Source organism: Heliomicrobium undosum (assembly GCF_009877425.1).
GTDB lineage: Bacteria > Bacillota > Desulfitobacteriia > Heliobacteriales > Heliobacteriaceae > Heliomicrobium > Heliomicrobium undosum.
The window spans coordinates 110494-133438 of sequence record NZ_WXEY01000006.1; the positions used below are offsets into that span (position 1 = coordinate 110494).

Here is a 22945-nt window from a genome sequence, read left to right on the forward strand (position 1 = left end):
CAACGCCGGCCTCATTTTTTCCCTTGGACCAAGCTGTTTAACTGCTCCCGCCTTCCGCCCCGCTCGCCTCCTGCCGGGCTTTTTCCTCCACGGCGAGCGCGAGCGTGTCAGAACGAAGACCACGGCGCAAAGATTCCAAGGCGATCACCTCGGTGACCGGGATGTTGCCCAGGTTGACATTGACGCCGAAGCGCGCGATCAACGCCTGCTGTTGCTCTTTCAGCGGCGCCTCCCAGAGCAGCGCATCCACATTCCCTACCGAATCGACCATCCTTTCCAGGTCATCATCCCGGATTTGCCCTTTCGTGTCATAAAAATTGACCCCTTTTCCTGACTCCCGCCCCTCCACGATCACATAGGAGGCGCCTTCTGACAGGTCCTCCCCGATCTGCTGAATGATCGCCTGGAGGGGGAGGGTCTGACGGGGATCTTTTTTGCCGACCTCCGTCAGCACCTGAAACCCATTGGAGATCGCTTTTTGGATCAGGATGCGCCGTTCCCGGGGGGTTATGTTGATGGTCCCGTCGGAAATCTCGACCCAGCGAATGTCGACGCCCTTCAGACCGGCCAGCAACTCGTCATAGCCCCCCTGCCAGTAGGCGATCTCACCGAGCGTTCCCCCTACATAGACCTCGACGCCGTAGCGCCGGGCGAGGTTCACCTTCTGTTCCAGAATCTCCGGACGGTAGAGGGCCGATGATCCAAAACCGAGCTTAATAAAATCGATATGATCGGCGGCCATTTCGAGCAGGTCGTGAAACGACACCAACCCGACTCCCTTGTCAAAGACCATGGTCATTCCTTGGGAACGGGGCTTTTCATTGCGAAACCCCGTCGGCCACGATACCGGCGGAAACCAGAGCGGCTTGCTGGTCATTTTCTCACCTTCCATGAGTTCTATCTCACCATAGATTATGATAATCCTGCGAGAAGGTTTGTGAGAATCTTCGGAATTGACGAAAAAATATGAAGCCGCCAGGGCAGCTTCATCAATATCCGTTATTCTTTTGTTTTTCCATTTTTTTAATATATTCACAGGAACTTGACCGCATAGGCGCTTTTGCTCAGCACGTCGAAGCCGTATCCCTCATGCTGCAGTCGCTCGATGATCGCCGGCAGCGCCTCCACCGTCGTCTTTTTCGCCGGGCTGTCGTGAAAGAGCACGATGACGGCCTTTTGACCTGCCGACTGCCGGGCAACGGCGTTGACGATGACGGCCCTGTCCGGGGTCGCCTTCGACGCATCCAGAGAATCCACATTCCAATCAAAGTACTGGTACCCCGCCTCGACGACCCGTTGGGACAAGGCGATCATGAATCCCCTTCCCGGAGACACAAGGTTGTTTGATCCGCCGGGAAACCGCAGGATGTCGGGACGGATGCCCGTCGCTTCCGCGATCAGATCATCGAGTCGCCGCACATCCTCCATGAAGGACTCAATGGAGGCATAGACCTTTCTATAGAGGTGGCTGTAGGTGTGGTTGCCTAGGGCATGTCCCTCCTGGGCGATGCGCCGGTAGGCGGCTCTGCCGAAATCTGTCGGGTTGCCGTTGACAAAAAAAGTGGCTTTCACTTGATACCGCGCTAGGATGTTCAATACCGCCAAGGTATTCTCGCTGGGGCCGTCATCAAAGGTCAGATAGGCCGTTTTTTTTTCCGGAACGTTTTCCGTGATCACGCCGTTGCGGTTCGGGTGTTGGCGCTGCAGTTGCTCCACCCGCTCGTTCATTTGCCGGACCTGTTCCCGGAGGGTTTCGATCTCGCTTCGGTACTGTATCTGCTGATTCTTCAACGTCTGGTTGACCAGCCCGGCCTGCGCCAGCAAGGCCAATAAAGCGGCAAGCGTAAAAAACGCGAACAACTGCAGCGCCGTCGCCTTGTCCGCCAACCGTTGCCCTCCCGAGGGCTGACCACCTCCAGGCCCCCCTGCGGCCTCGTTTACCGGTTCCTCCGCAGCCAGCCCGTCCCCCTGCATTCCACACCACCTCGGTTTAGAGGAATTCCTCTAAACCCTATTAAGAGAAATCGAAGGATTTGCCAGCTCGATGATGTTGCATCTGTGGTAATTTATAGAAATTGCAGAAGGGGAACCCTATTCCTTCAAGCACGCAAAGAAAAACACCGCCTCCAGGTCATCAGACCTGAAAGCGGCGCAACCGACATCAATGGAGCGGGAACAAAAATTCCTTAAACCGTGGGTTATAGAGAAGCCGGATGGTGGAATCTTGCGTATAACCTTCATGAAATACGGAGGTGACGATCTTTGTCTTACCGGCCGTCAGGGACAGGTTCAGATCAATGAAGCCGTGAATCAACTCACCCATGCACTCATCCGGATTCTCTTCCGCCTCCAGGTCATCGACCCGCACGATGATCCCCGGCGTTTCTGACCGGATGTTCCTCAAGGCGTCCCGGAGCACCTGCTGATCCTCTTCAGACAGTTGCTTAATCGCTTCCAGAACCTGACGCATCCGTAATTGATCCGGCATTTCCCCCACGATATCTCTCCCCTTTCTCATGACTCGCAACTCCTATCCACGCTGAAGCGAAACCGACATGGCCCCATAAAACAGTGCGGCGAAGCAGAACGCCACAGTTCATGGGCTCATGGAACTGTGGCGTCTGTGTAGGAAGCAAGATTTGATTGTCAACCCCCGCCAACAGGGGGAAAGAGGGACAAGGTATCACCATCGCAAAGGATATGGTCGATTTCTTTCGAATGGCCGTTGACCATGCAGATGGCCACTTCCTGCTCAGGAATGGCCAGCGCCGAGAGGGCCTCGCGAACCGTCGATCCAACGGGAAACTCCATATGGCGTGTCGGGAAGCGATTGACACGGAAGGTGGCGAAGAGCTTGACAAAGACAGTCATGGGCACCGGCGCGACATTATCTCTTTGATGGCCGCTCATGTCTACACCCCCCGTTTCCTACTCAAAAGTCTATCGGGTCAAAACCCCTTGCGCAATATTTAAAAAGGTTCGTCAATTTCAACACAAAACTTTTACGGAAACAGCAGTCGATTTCGTTCTGGAGCATACGCATGTATTCCATATTTATGTGCCAAAGCGCGATAGGCGTTGAATGGAACGCCGAAAAGAGCGCTTGCCGAATATCCTTGCGGAGCCGAAGTCATTATAATGAAGATGCGTGACTTTTATGATAGATACAGAAAGGGACAGACAACCATGCTTTCAGATTTTCGCTTTACCGTTGTCATCGTATTGACGGCCTTCATCCATATGTTTCATACCTTTAACTACGCTGTACGGTTGGCTGGCGTCCAGACAAAACGGGTTTCCATGGCCTATTCCTTGTTTAATGTGTTATTTCTATTGGCCAGCACAGCCAATACCATACAAGCGCCTTTGATGGCCAAAGGGATTGAAGGGGCTTTCCGGGTCTTGACCGACCCGCTCGGCACGGAAGCGGTTGCGCTTTTGGTGGGAACGGTTGATCGCCAACTGCGGATCGTCCTGTTGGCAGCCACGGCAGGAACCATCATCGGCACATTGTTGATCCCCAGCTTTACGCGCATCTTTTCCAACGGTATTCTCATGCTCGAACAGATCGGTTCCGTTCCCAAACTGTTGCTCACCGCCTTATCCGTCCGGCGGCTGAAACAATTGATCGCGAGCGTCCAGCTCCCTCACCCGGAGGTCGTTGCCCGGATGCGGGAGGAGCGAACCATCCCAACCATGACACTGCTCTTGAACATTCTCGTCTCTGCCATCTTTACGACAGGCGTCTTGTCCGCCTTATACGCGGGCGTCTTATCTCCCGAGTACCGTCAGACGGCCGGCTATCTATCAGCGCTGATCAACGGCTTCGCCACGGTGCTGCTGGCCACCCTGATCGATCCGATCACCGCCATCTACACCGATGAAGCCATCGCTGGAACGCGTTCCGAAGAAGAGGTAAAATCGCTCGTCATGTACATGGCCTTCAGCCGTATCGCCGGAACCCTCGTTGCCCAGGCGCTGCTGCTGCCGGCGGCGACGCTCATCGTGCATTTTACCGGTCTCATCTGACGTCGCCTTAACTCTCACGCAGTTTATCCGGCGCAATAAATCCGGTTCAGCCGTTCGGCCAGTCCCGCGCTGATCCCCTGGGCCGAGTGGCTCAGTTCGCGCTTGGCCATGACCACATCCAGGTTGAGGCCGTGATGATCGTCGTTGCGCTTCTGGAGATCATCGAGCAGCAACTTGGCCGCCGCTTTTTCAATCGGCCCCTCCCGAAAAGGCGTTAGCGCCTGGATGGCCTGATGCACCCGCCGGTTGGTCCATTCCAGGTAGGCCACCCGGGCGACCAGCCCCAAGACAAAGGCGCCTTCGATGATACCCCATCCGGCCTTGTCCAGGCCGAGCACCGCTTCTCCCCCGAAAGACAGAATCAGGGGGATGAGGGCCATCACCGCGCCGGCCATCGCCCCGGCGATGATTAGATTTGACAAGCTTTTGTTCATCCCGCCGATTTCACTTCCTGTATCGCATATCCGATGATAACAATGAACCGAACACCCTCATTGTATCGAATGGAGAACCATCGCGCCAGTCGTTCCCTTCATCCGGTTTTTGCAGGCGCTCCCTTTTTTTCCTCTCCCTGCGCCTTGACTTCGGCGACGATCCAGATCAAAAGGGGCAGGAGCACCTGAAAGGGAAATGCATAGTAGGGATAGATGGCGTCGGCCCAGCTGGACATCTGTTTTGTGCTGCTGTATATATTCGACGCAAACAGGAGCGACAAAAACCCGACAGGCGTTACCAAAAACCGATACTCATTAAATCCAAAAACATGGCAAATGCCTTTGCATGCCGCCAACAGGCAGACACAGATCTTTATAAAGCCGGCCAATATGTTGATCAAAAAGATGACGACTTCCAACCGCTGCAAAAAGTCGCCGATGCTGATTTCCTGGACCGCCAAAAAACCAGGGAAGAAATTGGCGGCATACTCTTCCGGCCCGACGACGGCCATCACAGCGGTGATGCTCGTAAAAACGGCGAAAAAACCAATGAACAGCCCCATCATATACTGCTTCACCGCTGGCGCCTGTTTTGAGGACGACAGTAGCAACAAAAAAATCACCGTCTCCGCCAAGGGAAAGCTGAACAGATCAATGGCCGCCTGGAAGATCTTTTGGTGATTTTTATACAGGATCGGATACAAGCGCTGAATTTCAAATTGCGGCAATAGGAGCAAGAAGGTGAGCATGGCGGCGATGACGATCCAGGGCAGGTAGATTTCCCCCGTTCGCGCGATGACCTCTATGCCTTCTTTGACCGCCCAGATGGCCAACAGGGCGAGAAAAAACATGATGACCAGCTTCGGTGTCTCCGGGATCGCCACCACGTTGATGAATTCACCGAAATTGATGAGCACCAATCCTGATAAAGTGAAGGCGTAAAAGGCGTAGACAAAGATGATCGCCTTGCCGATGATCTTTCCAAACAGGCGCGTTGTGATTTCAAGCAGATCCATCCCCGTGTTGAGCGACAAAATGCGCCCATAGACAACGACCATGGGCAAGGCGAACAGGAGGGACAGCAAAGCGGCCATCCAAACATCCTGCTTGGCTTTGGCGCCAATCGGCAAGATCAGGCTGCTGCCGATGATGAACAAGACGATCAGGTAGACGCCTTGCTTGAAGGAAACCTGCTCCTTGCCCCTCCCCCCGCCCTGGCTCTTCATTGATGCCCCACCAGCGGCGCCAGCCCGAGCCAAGATTCCAGCACATCCGCGATACTGGGCATTGATTCCTGGAAGCCCATCAGCGCCGCCCACACAAGGCCGGGGAAGAGGAATGCCAGGTAAACAGCCAGTTCCTTCCCTCGTTTAGACCGTTTCAGATGCACAGCGTCGACCCACCCAAAGAGGATGAAGACGGTCAGGACGAAAAACCTCAATACTACTCACCGACTTTTGTAGGTTCTGACAAGAGCGCGCTGCCTTTGAGCCTGAAGTCGACGATCGTTTGAACCTCCAGATCCGGAAAGACTCGCTCCCATCCTGTCTGCTCGATGGCTTCCCATAGGTCCGGGCGCCTGTGATGAATCATCTGTCCAAAACCGAAGACATCGGTCTGATATTTCTCCTGAACCTCGCGGATCGTTTTTTGAAGCTCTCGTGCCAGTTGCTTGTTCGCTTTCTCTGTCAGTTCTTCTTTTTTCTCTAAGTCGATCACATCTTTTTCGGTCGATATCTCGGCGATATCGGCCAACGGTTCCACTGTCAATTCAATCACGGGGCGATTGCCTTCCACATGCAACGCACGCTTCGTCTTGCTCCGGTAGATTTCCAGGCTGACTTCCGTTTTCGGCCTTTCCGTGCTGACGGCGATCAAACTTCCCCTATTCATCCGGTCCCGGATAAAGAGCAAGCTCCGCGTCTCCTCGGCATCCAGGTATCCGACCAGCCGTTCCCCCCTAAACAAAGCGGTGCCTCCGATCTGGGGGACCTTATCACCGGCATTTTCCGCCGTTTGCACGAAGGGGATTGTCGCCCCGATTCCCGGCGCTTCCATGTCTTCCACGAAATCACCGACAGTGGTAGACAACAGCTTTCCCGAGTTCCCATATCTCCGCAATGTTTCCTCTAGTTGCATCGACACGGTGTCGAAGAGTTTTGACTTGGTCTTGAAAATATCGGCTGCCCTTTCGCCCCGTGTGACGAGGACCCACGTCTGTGAACGAACCTCGGCGTCGCGGTTGATCCAGTCGGTGATCTGGATCATGCCGTCTCTCGCCATTTCCTCACTGACGATGAAGGCTTTGGCATGACTCCAGTAAAGCTTTTTCCCTGACTTGGCGATCATGTTTCTGACCGCCTCAAACACGGTTTTGCCGGAGCTTTCAAAGAGTTGGGGGCGGATCCCCAGACTGCCGCCGCCTTCAGCTTTCTCCCCGGTTTTGGTGCTCATCAGTTCGACCGTCAAATGAATTTGTTCGCCCTCTTTATCAAAAGCGGCGCCAACGACGATGCCCAGATCGCGGATTTCTCTGTAGTTCCAGCATCCGGCCACCGGCAGGATGAGCACAAAACAGGCGAAAAGGAGGCCGGCGCGAACGCCCGGACTCATGGTTTCGGTCTCCCCGGATCGGCCAACCGCCGGTCATTGTGGGTGAGGAGCCTTGGGCGGTAGGTCATCCACCACCAGGGCGCGCGGATGGCCGTGTCTTTCAGGTCTTGCAAGCGGATGGACGTGATGCTGGCCAGGTACGTGACACCGAAGCTGCGGATGCCGGCCAGGTGAATGGTCAAAGCGATGACGGCGAAGATGTAACCGAAGAATCCTAGAAAAGACGAGGCAAGCAAGAAGAAGATGCTGAGCAAAAAGGCGACGCCGGGCATTTCAGGGACCATGAAGCTGGTGATCCCCGTCAAGGCCGCCACGATGACCATGGGCGCGCTGATGATCTTGGCGGTGACGGCCGCCTCACCCAAGATTAAAGCCCCGACGATGCTGACGGCTTGTCCGACCGGGGAAGGCAAGCGCACCCCCGCCTCTCGCAAAATCTGAAAAGCCGTGAGCATCAACAGCGCCTCAACCACCGTAGGAAAGGGCACGCCTTCCTTGGCGGCGGAGATGCTGAACAACAGCCGGGTCGGGATCATCTCCTGGTGGAAGGTGGTCAGGGCCACGAATATGGCAGGCGTGCTGGTCGTCAAGAAGAAACTCAGGTAACGCAGCAGCCGGTTGACGGAACTGTAAAAATAATTGTCATAGTAATCCTTGTTCGCCTGGAAGTATTCAACGAAGAGGTAGGGCAGGGTGATGACGAAGGGAGAGCCGTCGACGACGACGAGGATCCTGCCTTCCAGCAGTTTCCCCACCGCCGTATCAGGACGTTCCGTCGTGCCGAGCGTTTCAAAGGGAGAGAGCGGAGCGTCACGGATCAACTCGATGATGTATTCCGGCTCCAGGATGCCGTCCATTTGCACCTGATCGAGGCGGCGCTGGAGTTCATCGAGAAACTCTTTCCTGCTGACGCCCTCCAGATAGACGATGCAGATCTTTGTCTTCGTCCGCGTCCCGATCTCCCGATAGACCATCTTCAGGTTCGGGTTGGTCACTTTGCGCCGGATCATGACCAGATTGGTGACGATGTTCTCGATAAACCCTTCCCGGGGGCCCCGGACGACTCGTTCTGTCTCCGGTTCGCTGATGGCACGCTTCTCCCAACCCTTCGCCTCGATCAGGATGACTGCAGAGGCGCCATCAACGACCAACAGCACATTGCCGTACAAGAGCGCCTGGATGGCCGGGTTTACCTTCGTTTCTGTGGTCACGTTTCCGGCGCTGACGATTCTTTTCACGAACAGGGACAATAGTTCGTCCTCAGGGGTCTGTTGCCAGTGGAAATCTTGCAATCGCGCCAGCACATTCTCATGGATCAAATCGCTGTCCACCATACCGTCCACATAGACGGCGCAGCAGCGATGATTGTCTTGCCCGTCCAGCGTCAACGAGCGAAAGATGATCAGGTCATCGTTGGCGAGGATTTTTTTTAAGGTCCTCATGTTCTCGTCGTAGGAATGGTCGAAGGCATCCGGCGTCTGCCGTTGACCGGCAGGAGCCTGCAAAGATCGTCTTAGTCTCACCGTTCCCCTTTCATCCACCGGATGCCCCCCTTTCCCTGCTAGTGTACCCCCTGACATTGACTTTACTACGGCACTCCTTGGCATGGCCGGCCTCTTGCATAGGCTGTACTGCTGTACTGCTTTGCATACTCTTCATACATTGCTGTGCTGCAGTTCTCTTTGCATACCGCGCTCTTTTGTGTTCACATTACTCCCCTTGGCTTGCCCCTCGCTCGCCCCTTCGCGTATACTCAAATCAAGACAGTTATAACAATGTAAGGATTTTTTCGCTTGAAGATCCATGTCCGTCTGGATACTTTTTCTTGAAAGGCGGGATAGATTGTCTACCTTTCCGAATCGACCGAGAGACTCCTTGACCCTTTTGCAGTGGATCTGGCGTTCTTATTTAAAAACTGCCCTGATCCCTATCCTCACCATTGAACTCATCTTCATCGGCATTTATTTTTACTCCAATGAATGGAGCAAACGGGAAAACACCGCCGTTGTCCGCGAGATGACCGATGACGATCTGCAGCGGATCGTCCGGCAAGAGGCCGAGGTTATCGCTCAACAGACCCAGCGGATCACCCACTTGGCCGAGTTGTATCGCCAGCAGGTGGCCTTGGCCTATGATCAACCGCCGAACCTTTCTCCGGAAGACGCCGCTCGCCTCGCCTACTCGCCCGATGGCGCGTACCACACCACAAGGGGCGGCGAGGGTCAACTGGCCGTCTTTTACAGCGGTTATAGGCCCATCGGACCGGCGGAACGGGAAAAGGTCGCCCGCCTGCTCCGCCTGCAATCCCTCATGGTCGGCATCCAAAACAACGAACCGATGGCCGCCGCCATCTATCTGAACACCTTCGACTCTCTCAACATCATCTACCCCTATTTCGATGTGCTCTCCCAATACGCCCCGAAGATGAACATACCGTCCTTCAATTTCTACTATGAGGCGGATGCCGAACATAACCCGGAGCGCAAGGTTCGCTGGACCGACGCCTACCTCGATCCGGCCGGCAACGGCTGGATGGCCTCCTGCATCGCACCTGTCTATCGCAACGGGACGCTCGAAGGCGTCGTCGGCATCGATATGACCATCGACACCATCATCAAAGGTATCCTGAATCTGAACATCCCCTGGAACGGCTACGGCATGCTGATCGGCAAGGACGGATCGATCCTGGCCCTGCCCCAATCGGGCGAGGTCGACTGGAACCTCCATGAGTTGACAGCCCACCGCTATGACAACGCCGTCCAGGAAAACACCTTCAAGCCGGAACAGTTCAACCTGTACAAGCGTCCTGACAAGGCCGAACTGGCCCAGCAGGTGCAGCATAGGGATCACGGCCTGCTGCCGGTGACCTTGAACGGCCACAAAAAACTGGTCTCCTGGTCCACTGTCGCCGAAACCGGCTGGAAACTGCTCGTCCTCGTCCCGGAAGAAAACATCTATGCCAAGGCGAATGCACTCAGCGCGATTTTGTGGCGCATCGGGGCAATGATGATCGGCGGCATGGTGCTTTTCTACTCCGTCTTTTTCGCCATCCTCTACCGGCAGGCCAAGCGCGTCTCCCATGACATCTCCCAGCCGCTCATGGAAGTGAACGGTATGGTCAAGCGGATCGGCCAGGGCGAGTATGCCCAGAGGGCGCCCGCCTTCCCCGTCCACGAACTGACCGAGACGGCCGCCTTGCTGGCCCAGATGGGCCGCCAATTGGGGGATACGGCGCAGTACCTGATCCAGGCGAAGGAGGAGGCGGAACGGGCCAGCCGGGCCAAGTCGGAGTTTTTGTCCAGCATGAGCCATGAGTTGCGCACCCCCCTCAACGCCATCCTGGGCTTCTCCGACCTCCTGGACACGCAGTGCTTATCGGACGCCGACCGGGAGGGCTTGCGGGAGATCCATAAGGCCGGTCACCACCTGCTGGCGCTGATCAACGATGTCCTCGACCTGGCCCGCATCGAATCGGGCAAATTGGAACTGTCCAATGAACCCGTCTCGCTCCCCGAGACGGTCGACGAATGCTTGCACCTCATCCAACCGCTGGCGCAAAAACGAGGCATCGTTATCATCAATCAGGTCTCCGAGTCAAAGCCCTATTACCTGAAAGCCGACCTGACCCGGTTCAAGCAGGTGCTGATCAACCTGCTCTCCAACGCCGTCAAGTACAACCGGGAACAGGGACAGGTGATCATCGGCTGCCGCCTCGTGAGCGACAGCCGGCTCGCCGTCGATGTGAAAGACACCGGCTTTGGCATCGCGCCCGATCAGTTGACCAAGATCTTTGAACCCTTCCACCGCAGCCATACGAAACAGACCACCGTCGAGGGGATCGGCGTCGGGTTGACGGTGACGAAGCAACTGGTCGAGGTGATGGGCGGCAGCATCCATGTGGAGAGCGCGCCGAATCAGGGCAGCCATTTCTGGATTGAGATGCCCCTCGCGAAAACGCCGCCGGAACCCATGGTTCAGCGTGAGTATCCTGAACACAGACAAAATTCCCAACATGTAACAGGCCCGGCACAAAGGCCGTATATGAAACATACTCCTCCACCGTCGGATCCTGATCCAGACACCGGAGACGCCCCCTTGACACGCATTCTCCTGGTCGATGACAACAAAGCCAATCAAAAATTGGCTCGCATGATGCTGTTGAAGTTGGGCTATGCCGTCGACATCGTCGACAACGGCCTCGAAGCGGTGCAGGCTTTCGAGCGGGAAGCCTACGACTGCATCATCATGGATTGCCACATGCCGGTCATGGACGGCTTTGAGGCGACCCGGGAGATCCGGCGCTTGGAGGCGCAAAGGAAGACCCGGACCCCCATCGTGGCGCTGACCGCCAACGCGATGAAAGGCGACCTGGAAAGCTGCCTGCGCGCCGGCATGGACGATTATCTCAGCAAGCCCGTCTCTCCGGAGAAACTGAACACGATTCTTCGCAAGTGGATTCCTTCGTCATAGCTTTCCGCCTGGCGAAGAACGACAGGCAATTACCGGCCGTTGCCGTACCGTAATGTTCAACATGTCATAGGCGACGAACGGACAGAATGTGAGATGAATGCGATGGAGAATTCCAGGATCCTGGTCGTCGACGACAACAAAGCCAATCGCATGCTGCTCTGCGGCCTGCTCAAACAGTACACCGTCATGGAGGCCGACAGCGGAAAGTCCGCCCTGGAAAAACTCGGCGCAGCAAAGCCCGACCTCATTCTCCTCGATGTGATGATGCCGGACATGGACGGCTACACCGTGTTATCGGTGATCAAAAACAACAAAGAGACCCAGTTGATCCCCGTCGTGCTGATCACGGCGCTCCACGGCACGAGCGAGAAAATCAAATCGCTCGAAATCGGCGCCGATGATTTTATCACCAAGCCCTTTAATCCCCTGGAACTGCAGGCGCGGGTCAAGTCGCTGCTGCGGATCAAGGCGCTCCAGGACGAGTTGGAGAGCTTTCAAAACGTCGTCTTCTCCCTGGCTCAAGCCTTGGAAGCCAGGGACGATTACAGCGTCAACCACTCCAAACGAACCTCCGAATTCGCCTATCAACTGGCCCTCCGGGTGATTGACGACCCAGGGCATGCGGAATTGATCAAAACGGCCGGCCTGCTTCATGACATCGGCAAGATCGGCATCCGCGACGAGATCCTCTTCAAGCCGGGCAAGCTGACGCCGGAGGAGTTTGAGACGATCAAAAGCCACCCCGTCACGGGCGAGAAAATCTGCGCCTCCATCCAGACGCTGGCCCCCATTTTGCCTTTGATCCGGCACCACCATGAGTCCTACAACGGCCTGGGCTACCCCGACGGCCTGCGGGGAGAGGAGATCCCCCTCGGCGGGCGCATCCTGGCCATCGCCGACACCTATGACGCGCTGACGAGCGACCGCCCCTACCGCAAGGCGCTCCCGGTGGAGGAGGCGCTGCACATCCTCCGAAGGCATGCGGGGGAGCAGTGGGATCCGGCGTTGATCGCCTGTTTTTGCGGGATGATTGAGGCAAAAGGGGCATCGTGACAATAAAAAAAGCGCCATTCACGTTTCGGTGTGAATGGCGCTTTGTCGTACCCATATATGTATTTTTATTGTTTTTATGGATTATTTTACTATTAGTGGCCTCAGCAGTGAGTTTACTTATACACCAGTGGTTGCAATGGCCCAATTAAGATTTTAAATTGATAGAAAATATTTAAATGCTGCTGTTTCAAATATTCAGTTCCCTTAAACTTACAGGAGATGATATAATATTCCTGTAGTTTGGAGGGATATAAAAATGACCAAGGTAAAGAGCATAGATTCCCTGATGAAATATTTAAGGGACAAGCACCATATCTCAATTTCAGGGAGCACTCATAAAAGAAAACTTAGGAATATCGGCTATTACCACGGATATAAAGGTTACCGATTTATAAAAAACCCAAATAAGCAAATACCTTACACGGACTTCAACCAAATTCTTTCAGTTAACACATTTGACATGGAATTAAAAGCACTATTTTATCCACAGATAATGTTTATAGAGACTGCAATAAAAAACTATGTTCTTGAAGTTGTATTGAATCATGGAAAAACAGATAGTTTTGATATCATTTTTGAGACCTTACTAACTTACTACAAGGTTCACCAAGTTGGAACCACTGAGTATAAAAAAGCACTAAATAAACGATTGCAATTGAGAAATAAATTTTACAGTGCACTTGCACGTGATTATTCGTATGATAAACAAGTGGTGCAGCATTTTTATCATAGCGATCGGTATGTCCCAATTTGGGCCATTTTTGAAGTCATTAGTCTGGGTGAGTTCGGAAACTTTGTATCCTGTTTGAATCCTAATATAAAGCGGGATGTCTCTGTCTCTCTAGGGTTAAATCAATCTTTTGATTCGAATAGAAAAATGACAGAAGGTATAATATTTCTTATTAAAGATTTAAGAAACTCAATAGCTCATAACGACGTAATTTTTGACACACGTTTTAACAGTATTAACCCTAATCGTTCACTAGTTAAAGCTTTAATAAACGATACTGGCATCCCAAACATCACTTTTAATACTATCGTAGACTTTGTTATATTATTAGTATATATTCAAAAACACCTTTATATTGCAAAAACTGACTTGGCTAAGATTGTAAGTAGGTTCGAAAATTCAATAAATCATTTCAGGACACAGATACCTATATCTGTTTATAATACAATATTTTATACAGATACGCGAAATAAGCTAAATGCATTAAAGTCTTTTATAAAATCTTAATCGAAAAACTTATATTTAGAGAAAAACCTTCTCAAAGGAAACAATTTTTGGGTTCCGAGTAACAGCACCATTGTCAACCTGATGTAGATAGGCAAACCCCAATAAACGAAGGCAAATTTCAAAATAATAGAAAAAGCTCTTGCATTAATTCTCAAAAAATTGTATAGTATAATTAACGAATTGCGGTGGATGTCTTCGGACTACACCTGAAGGGATTGGATGCGTCCAATCCCTTTTCCATTTTTTATTGGCGGGAGTGGGTAGGAATCGAACCTACCGCGCCCGGGTTGGCCGCGCGCCACGTGGGTTTGAAGCCCAGGGAGGACACCAGTCCCCATTCACCCCCGAAATACATCAAGAAAAGTCTCTTCTATGCCGTTCCATTGAGCAACAAGGTATCGTCATTATAATGCATTAACAATCGCATGTCCATTCGTCGACTTTTTCATCGTAAACCATTTTCCATCGACCTCCTAGTGACAATCCCCGCCCTTTTGGGTAGAATACATTTTGCCGGAACGGTTCCGGCGACACCTGCTGGGTGCGTTGCCGATTAATGTTTTCAATCGATAAGTTTTCATTACGGGAGCTGGATCATGCCAGTCGCTGTCATGCCCGCTGAGACGGGACGGCAAACGCTGGCGGCGAGGCGCCCACTTGCGAGTGCAAGGTTGGAAAACGTGTCGGTGACGGCCTTTGTGGGTCTACATACCCATCCATGACCATCCGATCATGACGACCCAATACGGATCAAAAGAAAACCCTGAAGCGGTTCATTCGCTTCAGGGTTTTTCTGTTCCTGTGACCATATCCCAAAGTTTCGATCGGACCTCGATGTTCGGCTCGCCGCCGTTCGGGCTGACCGATTCGATGGTGTTTATCGCAGGGGGATTCGCCGCAGTGTTCTCCGAGGCGACGGCGCCGGTGCGGTCGCTGAGGCAGAGGGGCGGGTAGAGGACACACCACCAGTTGGCGCCTTGTCCACCGCCGATGACCACCCGGAGGGCTTCATACTCCCCGGCGGGGGCTTTCAGATGGCCGTAGACCTTGGCCGGGAAATGGAAGCGGCCCACCTCAGGGGTAACGATGTAGTCATAGCCGGCTTGCGTGATGACCGATGCGGCGCGGTTTTGGATCTCGTCCAGGTGCGCCTGGACCCGTTCACGCGATTCCTCGACCGAATGGCAGTCCGCCAGCAGGGGGTCGACGTAGGCTAGGATTTCGTCACGGACTTTCAGTTTGAGCGCTTGGTCTGCCGGGTCGTCCGAAGGGGCGACCACGTGCAGGCGCAACAGCGGTAACGGCGAAGCTTCATGGGCCTCCAAGTGCGGTAGATAGGAGGCCACTCCGCCACAAAAGGCAACCAGGAGGGTGAAAAGGGTCAGGAGCCGGAAGGCAGGAGAAAAGGGCGTTCGAGCCAAGCGGTTCTCCTCCTTCATGGAATGGTTCCATCCAGGAGGTAGTCTTGCCGGGTCGCGCCCTTCGATAAACATCCGATTCACTTAAAATACTGTTTCACTGTCCTTCTCACTGCCCGGCGGGAATCACCTCGACGAGGCGCAGTTCCGGTTCCGTCTCCATGATCGCCATGGGCCGCAATGCGTGCCGGTCTTTATTGATCTGCATCCGCCCGCCGGCGACTTGCCATCCGGCGCCGGCCATCTGGCGGACCAGGGCGTCGGGGTTGGCGCGGACCTCTGGGGTGCGCAGGCCGTTCAGGATCCCACGGGTGGCGTCATAGGCCCAGAGGGCCATCGGCTGGGGCAGTTCGCCGTAGCGGCCTTGATAGGCCTGAACGAAGGCGGCCGCTTCGCCGGTAGGGATGAAGTTGGGCGTTGTATAGTAGAGACGCCACTGCCAGGCTTCTTTTTCTTTGCCGGCGATCTCCTTGGCCACCGACTCCAACCCGTCGCCGCCGATGATCGGCGTCTGGAGGCCTTTCTGTCGGGCCTGCTGCAAAAAGGCCTTCCCTTCTTTTGCGTAGCCGGGAAGGTAGATCACCTCGGGGTCCGCCTGGGTCAGTTGTTTCAAGAGGCCGCTGAAATCCTGCTGTCCCCGCTGGTAGGTCAGGCTTTTGACGATCTTGCCGTCTTTGGCTTCATAGGTCTCCCGGAAGGACTTGGCCAGCGACTGGGCGTAGGCGCTCTTTTCCTCGACCACAAGGGCCGCCTTTTTGCTCCAGACGCGCGCCGCATACTGGGCCGCCGCCGTCCCCTGCTGCCGGTCGTCATAGCTCCCTTGAAGCACCTTGTCACCGAGGCTGGGCACAGAAGGCGCCGTAGCCAGGCTGATCAAGGGGACCGGCAGGCCGGCCTTGACGAGCGCCTCCGCCTTCGACGGCGTCACCGGACCGATCACGGCGGCGACGCTGTTTTTTTGCGCCTGTTCGGAGAGACCGGCCAATCCCGTACCATCACTGGCGTCAGCCGAGATGGTCTGAATGGGATGCCCTTCGATGCCTCCCTGGCTGTTCGCCTCGTCGACGGCCATCTGAATGCCTTTGAAGGCGGCCTGCCCCCAGGGGCCGACAGGACCGGACAGTTCGACCGCCACTGCCAGAACGATGGGGGATGACCCCGTTTTCGCCGTCGCCAGCGCGGCCATCGTTTTGATCCAACCGACATAGAGAAGCCCCGGGACGAGGAAGAGGAGTCCGAAGATGGTGATGATCGAACGGCGCGATAAAAAAAGCATGGGACAACCCTCCTTCTATGAATGAGGGTATGTCCCATTTCCTTGTGATATTACAGCATTTTCCATGTATTTACCATAAGGAGCGCCTTCTTGTGATCTGCGAGCGCTTGATCTGAAAGCTTGTCCTACCACAGGGAGCGCTTGTCGCCGGCGCGTCTCGTCACCCGTTCCCGGTCCAGCCACTCCAGCAGCGGCACCATGTACCGCCGGGAGCTCTTGGCGAGGTCGCGCGCCTCAGCCACGGTCAGTTCCCCTCCGTCACGTAAGGCATTGACAATTAATTGACGGAAATCAGCGAGGGCTTGGACGTGAAAGAGCAGATCATCGCCGATCTTGCGCAGCCTATCCCGCTCGACAAGGCAGTTCAGGCACTCTTCGGCGTTCTCGGCGCTTAGCCCCTCCCGGACCAGCCAGTCTCTCGCCTCCGCTGGCAAAGGCGGTTGCAGGCCGTCGCGAAGAAACCGATCCTCCAGCGCCGCCAGCAGGCGGACCATCTCCTTCGGCGGCTTGTCCTTCCGGTCGGCGAGAGCGACGGTCTTCCCATCGACCGTGATGAGACCGCGTTGCTTCCATGTCTCCAACAGGGCGCCATAGGCTTTGGCGCCCCATGCAGGAACGAGGCGGCTCTTCAGTTCCTCCTTCGGCATCCCCCGGCGCAGGGGATAGCGGCGATGATAGGCGTCCAGGTCACTGCGCAGGCTGCTTTCCAAGGTTGTGACTTGCGCTGCATTGGCGAGGTATTCAACACCATCGCCGCTCAGGAGCGAAACAGAGGCGGCGCCCGCCATCATCGCCTCCACACCGTCACGGTCAAAGCCCGGCAGGTTCGCCGCTTCCGCCGGCGTCACCGGTTGGCCCGTCCGGGCGAGGTGCTGGGCCAGCCGCTCATCCGGGCTTCCCTGTTCCAGCACAGAGAGGTGGGCGATCACATCGGGACGGTTTTTTTTCCACTTGCCCGCGACTGGTTCAATCACCTGGCCGCCGCCGACCGTGCGGGCCGGCGAGTAGGTGCGAAGGACAAAGGGATCGCCTTTGGCGACGACGACCGGTTCCTCCAATAGAATCAGGGCGAAAGCCGATTCGCCCGGTTCGATCCTTTCCCTGTCGAGGAGGGTGAGCCGCCCCAGTGTTTCCTTCGTGCCGGCATGAAAGCGGATGCGTTCCCGGTCCCGCAGCGGCTTGTCCTCTCGGTTGAGCGCCTGCAACCGGACAGTGACCCGATAGGCCGGCTGAAGGGTTCCGGGGCTGGCGAGCACGTCGCCGCGCGCCACCTGGCTGACTTCGACGCCCGACAGGTTGACGGCCACCCGCTGCCCGGCCCAGGCAGCGTCGACCTTCTCGCCATGCACCTGCAATCCCCGGATGCGCGCCGGCCGCTCGGAGGGATAGAGCGTCAAGGTATCTCCGGCGCGCAGCATCCCTGATGCCAGCGTGCCGGTGACGACGGCGCCGAATCCCTTCATCGTAAAGACGCGATCGATAGGCAGCCGGGCCGGACCGGCGAAAGGCCGGCGGGGCAAATCCCCGAGCAGGGATTCGAGCGCCCTTTTTAGTTCTGCGACCCCTCTCCCCTCGACAGCCGATACGGGCAGGATCGGTGATGCGGCCAAAGGGGTTCCGGCCAGAAATTGGCGGACATCTTCGGTGATCATGGCCAGCCACTCGTCATCGACGAGTTCTGTCTTCGTCAGCACGGTGAGGCTCCGGGGAACCTGGAGCAGTTCGATCACATCCAGGTGTTCCTTCGTCTGGGGCATCACCCCTTCATCGGCGGCGATGACCAGGATCGCCACATCCATCCCTGTGACACCGGCCACCATATGCCGGATGAAACGTTCATGGCCCGGCACATCGACGATGCCGGCCATCCGGCCGTCGCTAAGGCGCAAGGGCGCAAATCCCAACTCGATGGAGATGCCGCGTTCCTTTTCTTCTTTCAGCCGATCCGTATCGACGCCGGTCAGTGCCGCCACCAGTCGTGTTTTTCCGTGATCAATGTGACCGGCCGTTCCGATGATGGCATGAACCGGCCCTGTTGTTGACATCCCCATTCCTCCATATCCCTTTCTGACCCGGCGATATGTTCCATGACTATTATTCTATTTTCTTCATCTGTTTCTATCAACAAAACGATCACCCATGCACGCGCATAGGATAAATTATCGGTCTATGGTAAAAAATGGTTTCGATAAGGACACACGCCGGCCGATCTCCCTGATCGTCACCCAGACCACCGCCAGGATCAGGGGCAAACCCACATAACCGAAAAAAGGGTACAGGGTGGCCACCAGATCGGCGAAGGGGAGCATGGCAAAGGGACAGACGGCGAGCACCGATCCGGTCAGATTTTTTCGGAAGGCGGGTCCTTGGTCGCATTTGGCCAGACGGAGGGCGGCGCCGAAGGCGCTCCCCAGGGCGGCTGTGAACATAGCCAGCCAGAGGAGAAAGGCGTAGACCTGCCCGGTCCAGGGATGCAGCGCGCCAGCGAGAAACAGCATCGGCACCGGGTATGCGGCAATCTCGGGCACATAGCGCAGCATGGCCATCGTCAGCAGGTAGGCAAAAAAGCCGAGGAGCACCCCGCCGGCTGCAGCCCCCGTATAACCGCCCCGGCGTTGCACCTGTGGGGCCAAAGCGACGAGAACCACCAATGACATGGTGAGGTTGAAGGAGACATACAAAAAGGCGCTCAAGGCTGGTGAATCCGGCAGCAAGGCGTTGGGCTCCGCCGCCGCCGGTTGGGGATTCGCCCAGCCGGCCAGGCAGGTCAGCGCGGTCGCCGCAACGGGTGTGTCCTCGATCGAGGGCATCCAGATGACGATGGCCAGGGCGACGGCCAGGCAGATAATCGATTTTAAAGGAACCAGGATGGTGTTGACCCAGATCAAGGAATCGATTCCCCACCAGAGGGCGAGGAGGATCAGCGCCGTCGTGACGGCCACACCGGTCCAGGGCGGCCACCCCCACTGTTGGGACATGAGCGCGCCCGCGCCGGACAGCATGACCATCACCCCGACGAAGAGGGAAAAGGTGATCAGGCCGTCCATAACTTTGCCGAATTTATCTCCGAAGAGCCCGTCCAGGAGTTCTTGATAGCGGTTAAATCCCCGGCTCCGGCAGACAAAGAAAATCGCTGGACCCAATAGACCGAAGAGGAGACCCGAGAGCAACACGGCATGCAACCCTGCGGGGCCATAGCGGACAAAGAATTGGAAGATCTCCTGACCGGAGGCGAATCCGGCCCCTAAGACAGCGCCAATATACACAGAAGCCACCTGTACCTGCCATAGAGCACCCATGGTCATCCCCCATTCCATAGATAGAATGGTTTATTTTCCCTCAGCATGGGAAAGCTGTTACTAAACAGTGCGCAAAGGAGTTTGGACATGGCAGAACAACGTGACTGGCAGCGCCTGCTGGCCGGAGAAAAACAATATTTTTCGTCAAACAGCCGGCAATGCGCCCATACGCTCGGTGATGCCCTGGCTGAACTCATCCTCTACCTGGATCCTACATTGAGCCGCCCGCGCGTCGTCTTTTGCATCGGCACGGACCGTTCGACCGGCGATTGCCTGGGCCCGCTTGTCGGCACCCAACTGACGCCCCTGGCTTCTCATTACTATCATATCTACGGCACCCTCGATGATCCCATTCACGCAACCAACCTTGCCGAGAAGAAAAAAGCCATTGAAGAGACCCACCCCGGCGCCTTGATCATCGCCATCGACGCATCGCTCGGACGTATCGACCAGGTGGGACAGGTCACCCTTTCCCTCGGCGGGTTGCGCCCCGGCGCAGGCGTAAAAAAAGATCTCCCGGAAATCGGAGATCTTCACATCACCGGCATCGTCAATGTCGGCGGCTTTATGGAGTTCATGGTGCTGCAGAACACCCGGCTCTCTGAGGTGATGAAACTCTCCAACCAGATCAGCCGCGGCCTGTTGTACGGGTATTACCGGGCTGCCCGCCGCAAACCGGTGGCTTCGCTGACCTTCCAATCGTCCGCCACCGCGCTCGACGCGCAGAAGGTGGAGCCTGTCTGGCCGTGAGCGCTCTCGTAAGTCTTTCGCAAAAAAAATTTAGAGCAGGCTCCTTTTAGAGCGCGCTCTCGAGGGCTTCCTCCTCGGCATCGTCGACGGAACGCGTGGAGCGCGTTTCCGTCCGGGAACTGCCGTGGAAGACAGCGCCTTCATCGATGATCAGGCTGGTGGCCATCAGGTCGCCGTAGAGCCTTCCCGTTGAGGCGATTTCCAGGCGTCCGGAAGCGTCAATGTTCCCATGGACCGTTCCGGCGATGATGACGTTGCGTCCTTCCACCGTCGCTTCGACACGACCGGTTTCCCCGATGATAACATCACTTTTCCCGACAATTTCGCCACTGAACTGGCCGTCAATGCGGACCGTTCCAGTGGCTTTTAATGTGCCGGTGATCAGGGATTCCTTGCCAATGACCGTATCGATGCGATCAACAGCAGTCTGGTTTGATTCTTTTTTCCGGCCGAACATGGGCCATTCGCCTCCTTCACCCTGCCTCATCGAACAGGCAGGCTTTTTTCGGATTGCTGCTCTATGGAGATCGATGGGGTTGATTGCTGTCAATGCAGAAGATAGCGTTCCGGATCCTGCAGTTTCCCCTGGTGGTAGACCATAAAGTGCAGATGCGGTCCGGTGCTTCGTCCGCTGTTTCCCACATTGCCCAGCATGTCGCCCCGTTCCAATTCCTGATTGACTTTCACGGTGATCGCGGAAAGGTGGCAATAGGCTGTTTGAAATCCATGACCATGGTTGATTTCCACGACCCGGCCCAAGCCTGGCTTCCATCCAGTGAAAACGACGGCGCCTTTTGCCGCCGCGCGAACGGGCGTACCGTAAGAGGCGGCCAAATCCAACCCGGAATGAAACTCCGTCTTGGTGCCAAAGGGGGAACGCCGGTTACCAAAGGGAGAACTGACGGTTCCTCGCACCGGATAGGTTGAGGGGACAGAGGCCAGGTAGGCGAGCCGGTCTGTCACCTCTTTGTTCAGTTGCTGCAGTTGTTTTTCTTGCCCTTCTAACTCAGAATCCATTTGCCGGATCGTGACGGACAAAAGACGCAGCTGATCCTGTTCAGCGCTGAATAGTTGCCTGACTGCAGCGCTCATGCTTGTCCGTTGTTGGGTGTTGCTGCCGGATCGGGAAGGGATCGATCGAAAAGCCTGCAGTTCCTTTTTTCCCGGTTCATTGACAGCAGAGCTTTGTTCCGGAATCTGGGAGGGCGCCTCCCCTTCTTCTTCCGCAATGCCATCGGGGCCGCCATCGATGCCGACCATGCGCCGGATCTGCCTGTCCAACTCTTTCACCCTGGTCAGTTTGTCTTGGACGGTGACGGAAAAGTCCTTTAATTCTTGGATTTGCTTGGCCTGCTCCTGATTGACTGATTTTAACCGCTGCAACTCGCCTAACTGAAACAGGACGTAAATGGATAGGGTGACGATGACAAGCAAGAAACCACCGGCCACGGCGCCGCCGATCAGCAAGTGCCGGATACGTTCCGGCGATAGATTGATACTCCACGTTTTTTGACCCGAACCCGGAGCAAGGATGATCGTATAGGGTTGTTGACGCGCGCGACGCGGTGATTCCTCTTTTGGGATGGGGCTCACCCCGCTTTTGAAGTCCCTGATTAACTTAAAAACACTTCGGTTAAGGTACATATTTTTCCTGCTACGCGCTAGGAAAATGTCGGAATTATTTATTTTCCAGACCTGAAAGGGCTTTCACGATAGCCTCTTCTTCTTCATTAGACAATAAGTACGTCGATTTTGCGTTTTGTATGGGCTTGGCATACACTTGGGACAGTTCGCGCCCATAGAGGCTGCTGATCACAACACCGTTTCGTTGGTCATTGAGCATGGCGACTGCAAAGCTCTGATCGGATCCGACGTTTTCGAATGCGTTAAACCGGACAACGCCCACATGGCGGACTGTCTCCTTGCTGATCGCCTCCAGTTGGGAAATGGAACGCTCCATCGCTTCGATCCGCTGAAGCAACGCTTTGGACAGTTCCATATTTTCCAGAAGCAACGCTTCAAGGTTTTCTCCTTCTTGCCCTCTCATTAAGGTCTGATACATGCGGGTGATCTTTTGCGATTTCACCAGGACGATCAAGCCAATCACCATCATCGAGATGGTCAGTCCAAGACAGAGAAGCGTCAAGCCGGCGATATTTTCATTCGCCCATACGATAATTCCCGGCATTACAAATTACCCCCCTTCGCCCGTCATTTATTTTCCACGTATCCGCCCTATTTCCTCTACTATGTCTACATTTTTCCGCATTTCATGGGCAGCTTGGGCGTTTCTTGTGGAAAAGCGCGAAGGCATGGGTAGCCGCGATTCTTACACAAGTATTCCCAAGAACGATAAATCTTACGCC

At 55.4% G+C, this 22945-nt stretch carries 20 protein-coding genes, 1 tRNA gene, 1 other RNA gene and 2 pseudogenes; 7 read left to right on the forward strand and 17 right to left on the reverse strand.

Translation table 11 applies throughout. From position 1 onward, the window contains the following. Window positions 1-37 precede the first annotated feature (37 nt). The 4 genes from comA to GTO91_RS07955 all read right to left on the reverse strand — a co-directional run bounded on the left by comA (window position 38) and on the right by GTO91_RS07955 (window position 2910). Window positions 38-877: a phosphosulfolactate synthase gene (comA, locus tag GTO91_RS07940; protein WP_161257443.1), complete on the reverse strand. Its 840-nt coding sequence runs from the start codon at window positions 875-877 to the stop codon at window positions 38-40. Window positions 878-1032: 155 nt separating this feature from the next. After that, window positions 1033-1974 carry a polysaccharide deacetylase family protein gene (locus tag GTO91_RS07945; protein WP_161257446.1) on the reverse strand — a complete coding sequence of 314 codons (942 nt, stop codon included), beginning with the start codon at window positions 1972-1974 and terminating at the stop codon, window positions 1033-1035. Window positions 1975-2161: 187 nt separating this feature from the next. Next, entirely contained in the window at window positions 2162-2518 is a 357-nt protein-coding gene (locus GTO91_RS07950; protein ID WP_161257449.1) for a hypothetical protein, read from the reverse strand. 128 nt (window positions 2519-2646) lie between these two features. Next, window positions 2647-2910, reverse strand: coding sequence for a MoaD/ThiS family protein (locus tag GTO91_RS07955; protein ID WP_161257452.1), 264 nt, complete (start codon window positions 2908-2910; stop codon window positions 2647-2649). Window positions 2911-3186: 276 nt separating this feature from the next. Between GTO91_RS07955 and GTO91_RS07960 the strand changes: the two genes are divergently transcribed. After that, a complete protein-coding gene (locus GTO91_RS07960; RefSeq protein WP_161257455.1) occupies window positions 3187-4029 on the forward strand; it encodes a lipid II flippase Amj family protein in 843 nt (280 codons plus the stop codon). A 23-nt stretch (window positions 4030-4052) separates the two neighbouring features. On the opposite strand, the gene GTO91_RS07965 is transcribed toward GTO91_RS07960, so the two are convergent. From GTO91_RS07965 to GTO91_RS07985, 5 genes are all read right to left on the reverse strand, one after another. Further along, window positions 4053-4451, reverse strand: coding sequence for a hypothetical protein (locus tag GTO91_RS07965; protein WP_161257458.1), 399 nt, complete (start codon window positions 4449-4451; stop codon window positions 4053-4055). Window positions 4452-4561: 110 nt separating this feature from the next. Further along, window positions 4562-5689 (reverse strand): GerAB/ArcD/ProY family transporter, encoded by a 1128-nt coding sequence (locus tag GTO91_RS07970; RefSeq protein ID WP_161257461.1) that lies wholly within the window; start codon window positions 5687-5689, stop codon window positions 4562-4564. Continuing rightward, on the reverse strand, window positions 5686-5904 hold the full coding sequence (locus GTO91_RS07975) for a hypothetical protein (RefSeq protein ID WP_161257464.1): 219 nt from the start codon (window positions 5902-5904) through the stop codon (window positions 5686-5688). The genes GTO91_RS07970 and GTO91_RS07975 overlap by 4 nt, the downstream gene beginning before the upstream one ends. Before the next feature lie 2 nt (window positions 5905-5906). Beyond that, window positions 5907-7076 (reverse strand): Ger(x)C family spore germination protein, encoded by a 1170-nt coding sequence (locus GTO91_RS07980; RefSeq protein WP_161257467.1) that lies wholly within the window; start codon window positions 7074-7076, stop codon window positions 5907-5909. Next, a complete protein-coding gene (locus GTO91_RS07985; protein WP_328793757.1) occupies window positions 7073-8617 on the reverse strand; it encodes a spore germination protein in 1545 nt (514 codons plus the stop codon). Before GTO91_RS07985 ends, GTO91_RS07980 begins: the two co-directional genes overlap by 4 nt. A 301-nt stretch (window positions 8618-8918) precedes the next feature. Here GTO91_RS07985 and GTO91_RS07990 point away from each other — a divergent pair, with 301 nt between their 5' ends. The 4 genes and pseudogenes from GTO91_RS07990 to GTO91_RS08000 all read left to right on the forward strand — a co-directional run bounded on the left by GTO91_RS07990 (window position 8919) and on the right by GTO91_RS08000 (window position 13836). Further along, on the forward strand, window positions 8919-11546 hold the full coding sequence (locus tag GTO91_RS07990) for a hybrid sensor histidine kinase/response regulator (protein ID WP_161257470.1): 2628 nt from the start codon (window positions 8919-8921) through the stop codon (window positions 11544-11546). A 102-nt stretch (window positions 11547-11648) separates the two neighbouring features. Further along, window positions 11649-12008 (forward strand): annotated as a pseudogene (locus tag GTO91_RS18770) (response regulator); the annotation flags it as partial. A 63-nt stretch (window positions 12009-12071) separates the two neighbouring features. After that, window positions 12072-12599: pseudogene (locus tag GTO91_RS18775) on the forward strand (HD-GYP domain-containing protein); the annotation flags it as partial. Window positions 12600-12855: 256 nt separating this feature from the next. After that, window positions 12856-13836, forward strand: coding sequence for an Abi family protein (locus tag GTO91_RS08000; RefSeq protein WP_161257476.1), 981 nt, complete (start codon window positions 12856-12858; stop codon window positions 13834-13836). Window positions 13837-14084: 248 nt separating this feature from the next. Here the strand turns inward: GTO91_RS08000 and GTO91_RS08005 are convergent. Then, window positions 14085-14182 (reverse strand) — tRNA-Sec (locus GTO91_RS08005). Window positions 14183-14364: 182 nt separating this feature from the next. Here GTO91_RS08005 and ssrS point away from each other — a divergent pair. Further along, window positions 14365-14545: non-coding RNA, 6S RNA (gene ssrS / locus GTO91_RS08010), on the forward strand. Between the two features lie 73 nt (window positions 14546-14618). Here ssrS and spoIIR read toward each other — a convergent pair. The 4 genes from spoIIR to GTO91_RS08030 form a co-directional block, all read right to left on the reverse strand. Beyond that, window positions 14619-15257, reverse strand: a complete 639-nt coding sequence (spoIIR, locus tag GTO91_RS08015) for a stage II sporulation protein R (RefSeq protein ID WP_161257479.1) — start codon at window positions 15255-15257, stop codon at window positions 14619-14621. Window positions 15258-15363: 106 nt separating this feature from the next. Next, window positions 15364-16530: an ABC transporter substrate-binding protein gene (locus GTO91_RS08020; protein ID WP_161257482.1), complete on the reverse strand. Its 1167-nt coding sequence runs from the start codon at window positions 16528-16530 to the stop codon at window positions 15364-15366. A gap of 125 nt (window positions 16531-16655) precedes the next feature. After that, window positions 16656-18575 carry a selenocysteine-specific translation elongation factor gene (gene selB / locus GTO91_RS08025; protein ID WP_161257485.1) on the reverse strand — a complete coding sequence of 640 codons (1920 nt, stop codon included), beginning with the start codon at window positions 18573-18575 and terminating at the stop codon, window positions 16656-16658. A 114-nt stretch (window positions 18576-18689) separates the two neighbouring features. Then, window positions 18690-19829, reverse strand: a complete 1140-nt coding sequence (locus tag GTO91_RS08030; RefSeq protein WP_161257488.1) for a YkvI family membrane protein — start codon at window positions 19827-19829, stop codon at window positions 18690-18692. 87 nt (window positions 19830-19916) lie between these two features. Here GTO91_RS08030 and yyaC point away from each other — a divergent pair, with 87 nt between their 5' ends. Then, a complete protein-coding gene (yyaC, locus tag GTO91_RS08035) occupies window positions 19917-20579 on the forward strand; it encodes a spore protease YyaC (RefSeq protein ID WP_161257491.1) in 663 nt (220 codons plus the stop codon). 46 nt (window positions 20580-20625) lie between these two features. Here the strand turns inward: yyaC and GTO91_RS08040 are convergent, their stop codons facing one another. The 3 genes from GTO91_RS08040 to GTO91_RS08050 form a co-directional block, all read right to left on the reverse strand. Next, window positions 20626-21036: a bactofilin family protein gene (locus GTO91_RS08040; protein ID WP_161257494.1), complete on the reverse strand. Its 411-nt coding sequence runs from the start codon at window positions 21034-21036 to the stop codon at window positions 20626-20628. Between the two features lie 89 nt (window positions 21037-21125). Further along, window positions 21126-22172, reverse strand: a complete 1047-nt coding sequence (locus GTO91_RS18625) for a peptidoglycan DD-metalloendopeptidase family protein (RefSeq protein ID WP_161257497.1) — start codon at window positions 22170-22172, stop codon at window positions 21126-21128. Window positions 22173-22257: 85 nt separating this feature from the next. Continuing rightward, window positions 22258-22767, reverse strand: coding sequence for a DUF4446 family protein (locus tag GTO91_RS08050; RefSeq protein WP_161257501.1), 510 nt, complete (start codon window positions 22765-22767; stop codon window positions 22258-22260). Between the last annotated feature and the right edge of the window lie 178 nt (window positions 22768-22945).

What these genes read in the sequence shown, in the direction of transcription:
- selB (WP_161257485.1), bottom strand. Translation starts at nt 18,575, where the DNA reads ATGTCAACAACAGGGCCGGTTCATGCCATCATCGGAACGGCCGGTCAC.
- yyaC (WP_161257491.1), top strand. Translation starts at nt 19,917, where the DNA reads ATGGCAGAACAACGTGACTGGCAGCGCCTGCTGGCCGGAGAAAAACAA.
- comA (WP_161257443.1), bottom strand. Translation starts at nt 877, where the DNA reads ATGACCAGCAAGCCGCTCTGGTTTCCGCCGGTATCGTGGCCGACGGGG.
- GTO91_RS08040 (WP_161257494.1), bottom strand. Translation starts at nt 21,036, where the DNA reads ATGTTCGGCCGGAAAAAAGAATCAAACCAGACTGCTGTTGATCGCATC.
- GTO91_RS08020 (WP_161257482.1), bottom strand. Translation starts at nt 16,530, where the DNA reads ATGCTTTTTTTATCGCGCCGTTCGATCATCACCATCTTCGGACTCCTC.
- GTO91_RS07955 (WP_161257452.1), bottom strand. Translation starts at nt 2,910, where the DNA reads ATGAGCGGCCATCAAAGAGATAATGTCGCGCCGGTGCCCATGACTGTC.
- GTO91_RS07945 (WP_161257446.1), bottom strand. Translation starts at nt 1,974, where the DNA reads ATGCAGGGGGACGGGCTGGCTGCGGAGGAACCGGTAAACGAGGCCGCA.
- GTO91_RS07970 (WP_161257461.1), bottom strand. Translation starts at nt 5,689, where the DNA reads ATGAAGAGCCAGGGCGGGGGGAGGGGCAAGGAGCAGGTTTCCTTCAAG.
- GTO91_RS08000 (WP_161257476.1), top strand. Translation starts at nt 12,856, where the DNA reads ATGACCAAGGTAAAGAGCATAGATTCCCTGATGAAATATTTAAGGGAC.
- GTO91_RS07960 (WP_161257455.1), top strand. Translation starts at nt 3,187, where the DNA reads ATGCTTTCAGATTTTCGCTTTACCGTTGTCATCGTATTGACGGCCTTC.
- GTO91_RS08050 (WP_161257501.1), bottom strand. Translation starts at nt 22,767, where the DNA reads ATGCCGGGAATTATCGTATGGGCGAATGAAAATATCGCCGGCTTGACG.
- GTO91_RS07950 (WP_161257449.1), bottom strand. Translation starts at nt 2,518, where the DNA reads ATGAGAAAGGGGAGAGATATCGTGGGGGAAATGCCGGATCAATTACGG.
- GTO91_RS08030 (WP_161257488.1), bottom strand. Translation starts at nt 19,829, where the DNA reads ATGGGTGCTCTATGGCAGGTACAGGTGGCTTCTGTGTATATTGGCGCT.
- GTO91_RS07980 (WP_161257467.1), bottom strand. Translation starts at nt 7,076, where the DNA reads ATGAGTCCGGGCGTTCGCGCCGGCCTCCTTTTCGCCTGTTTTGTGCTC.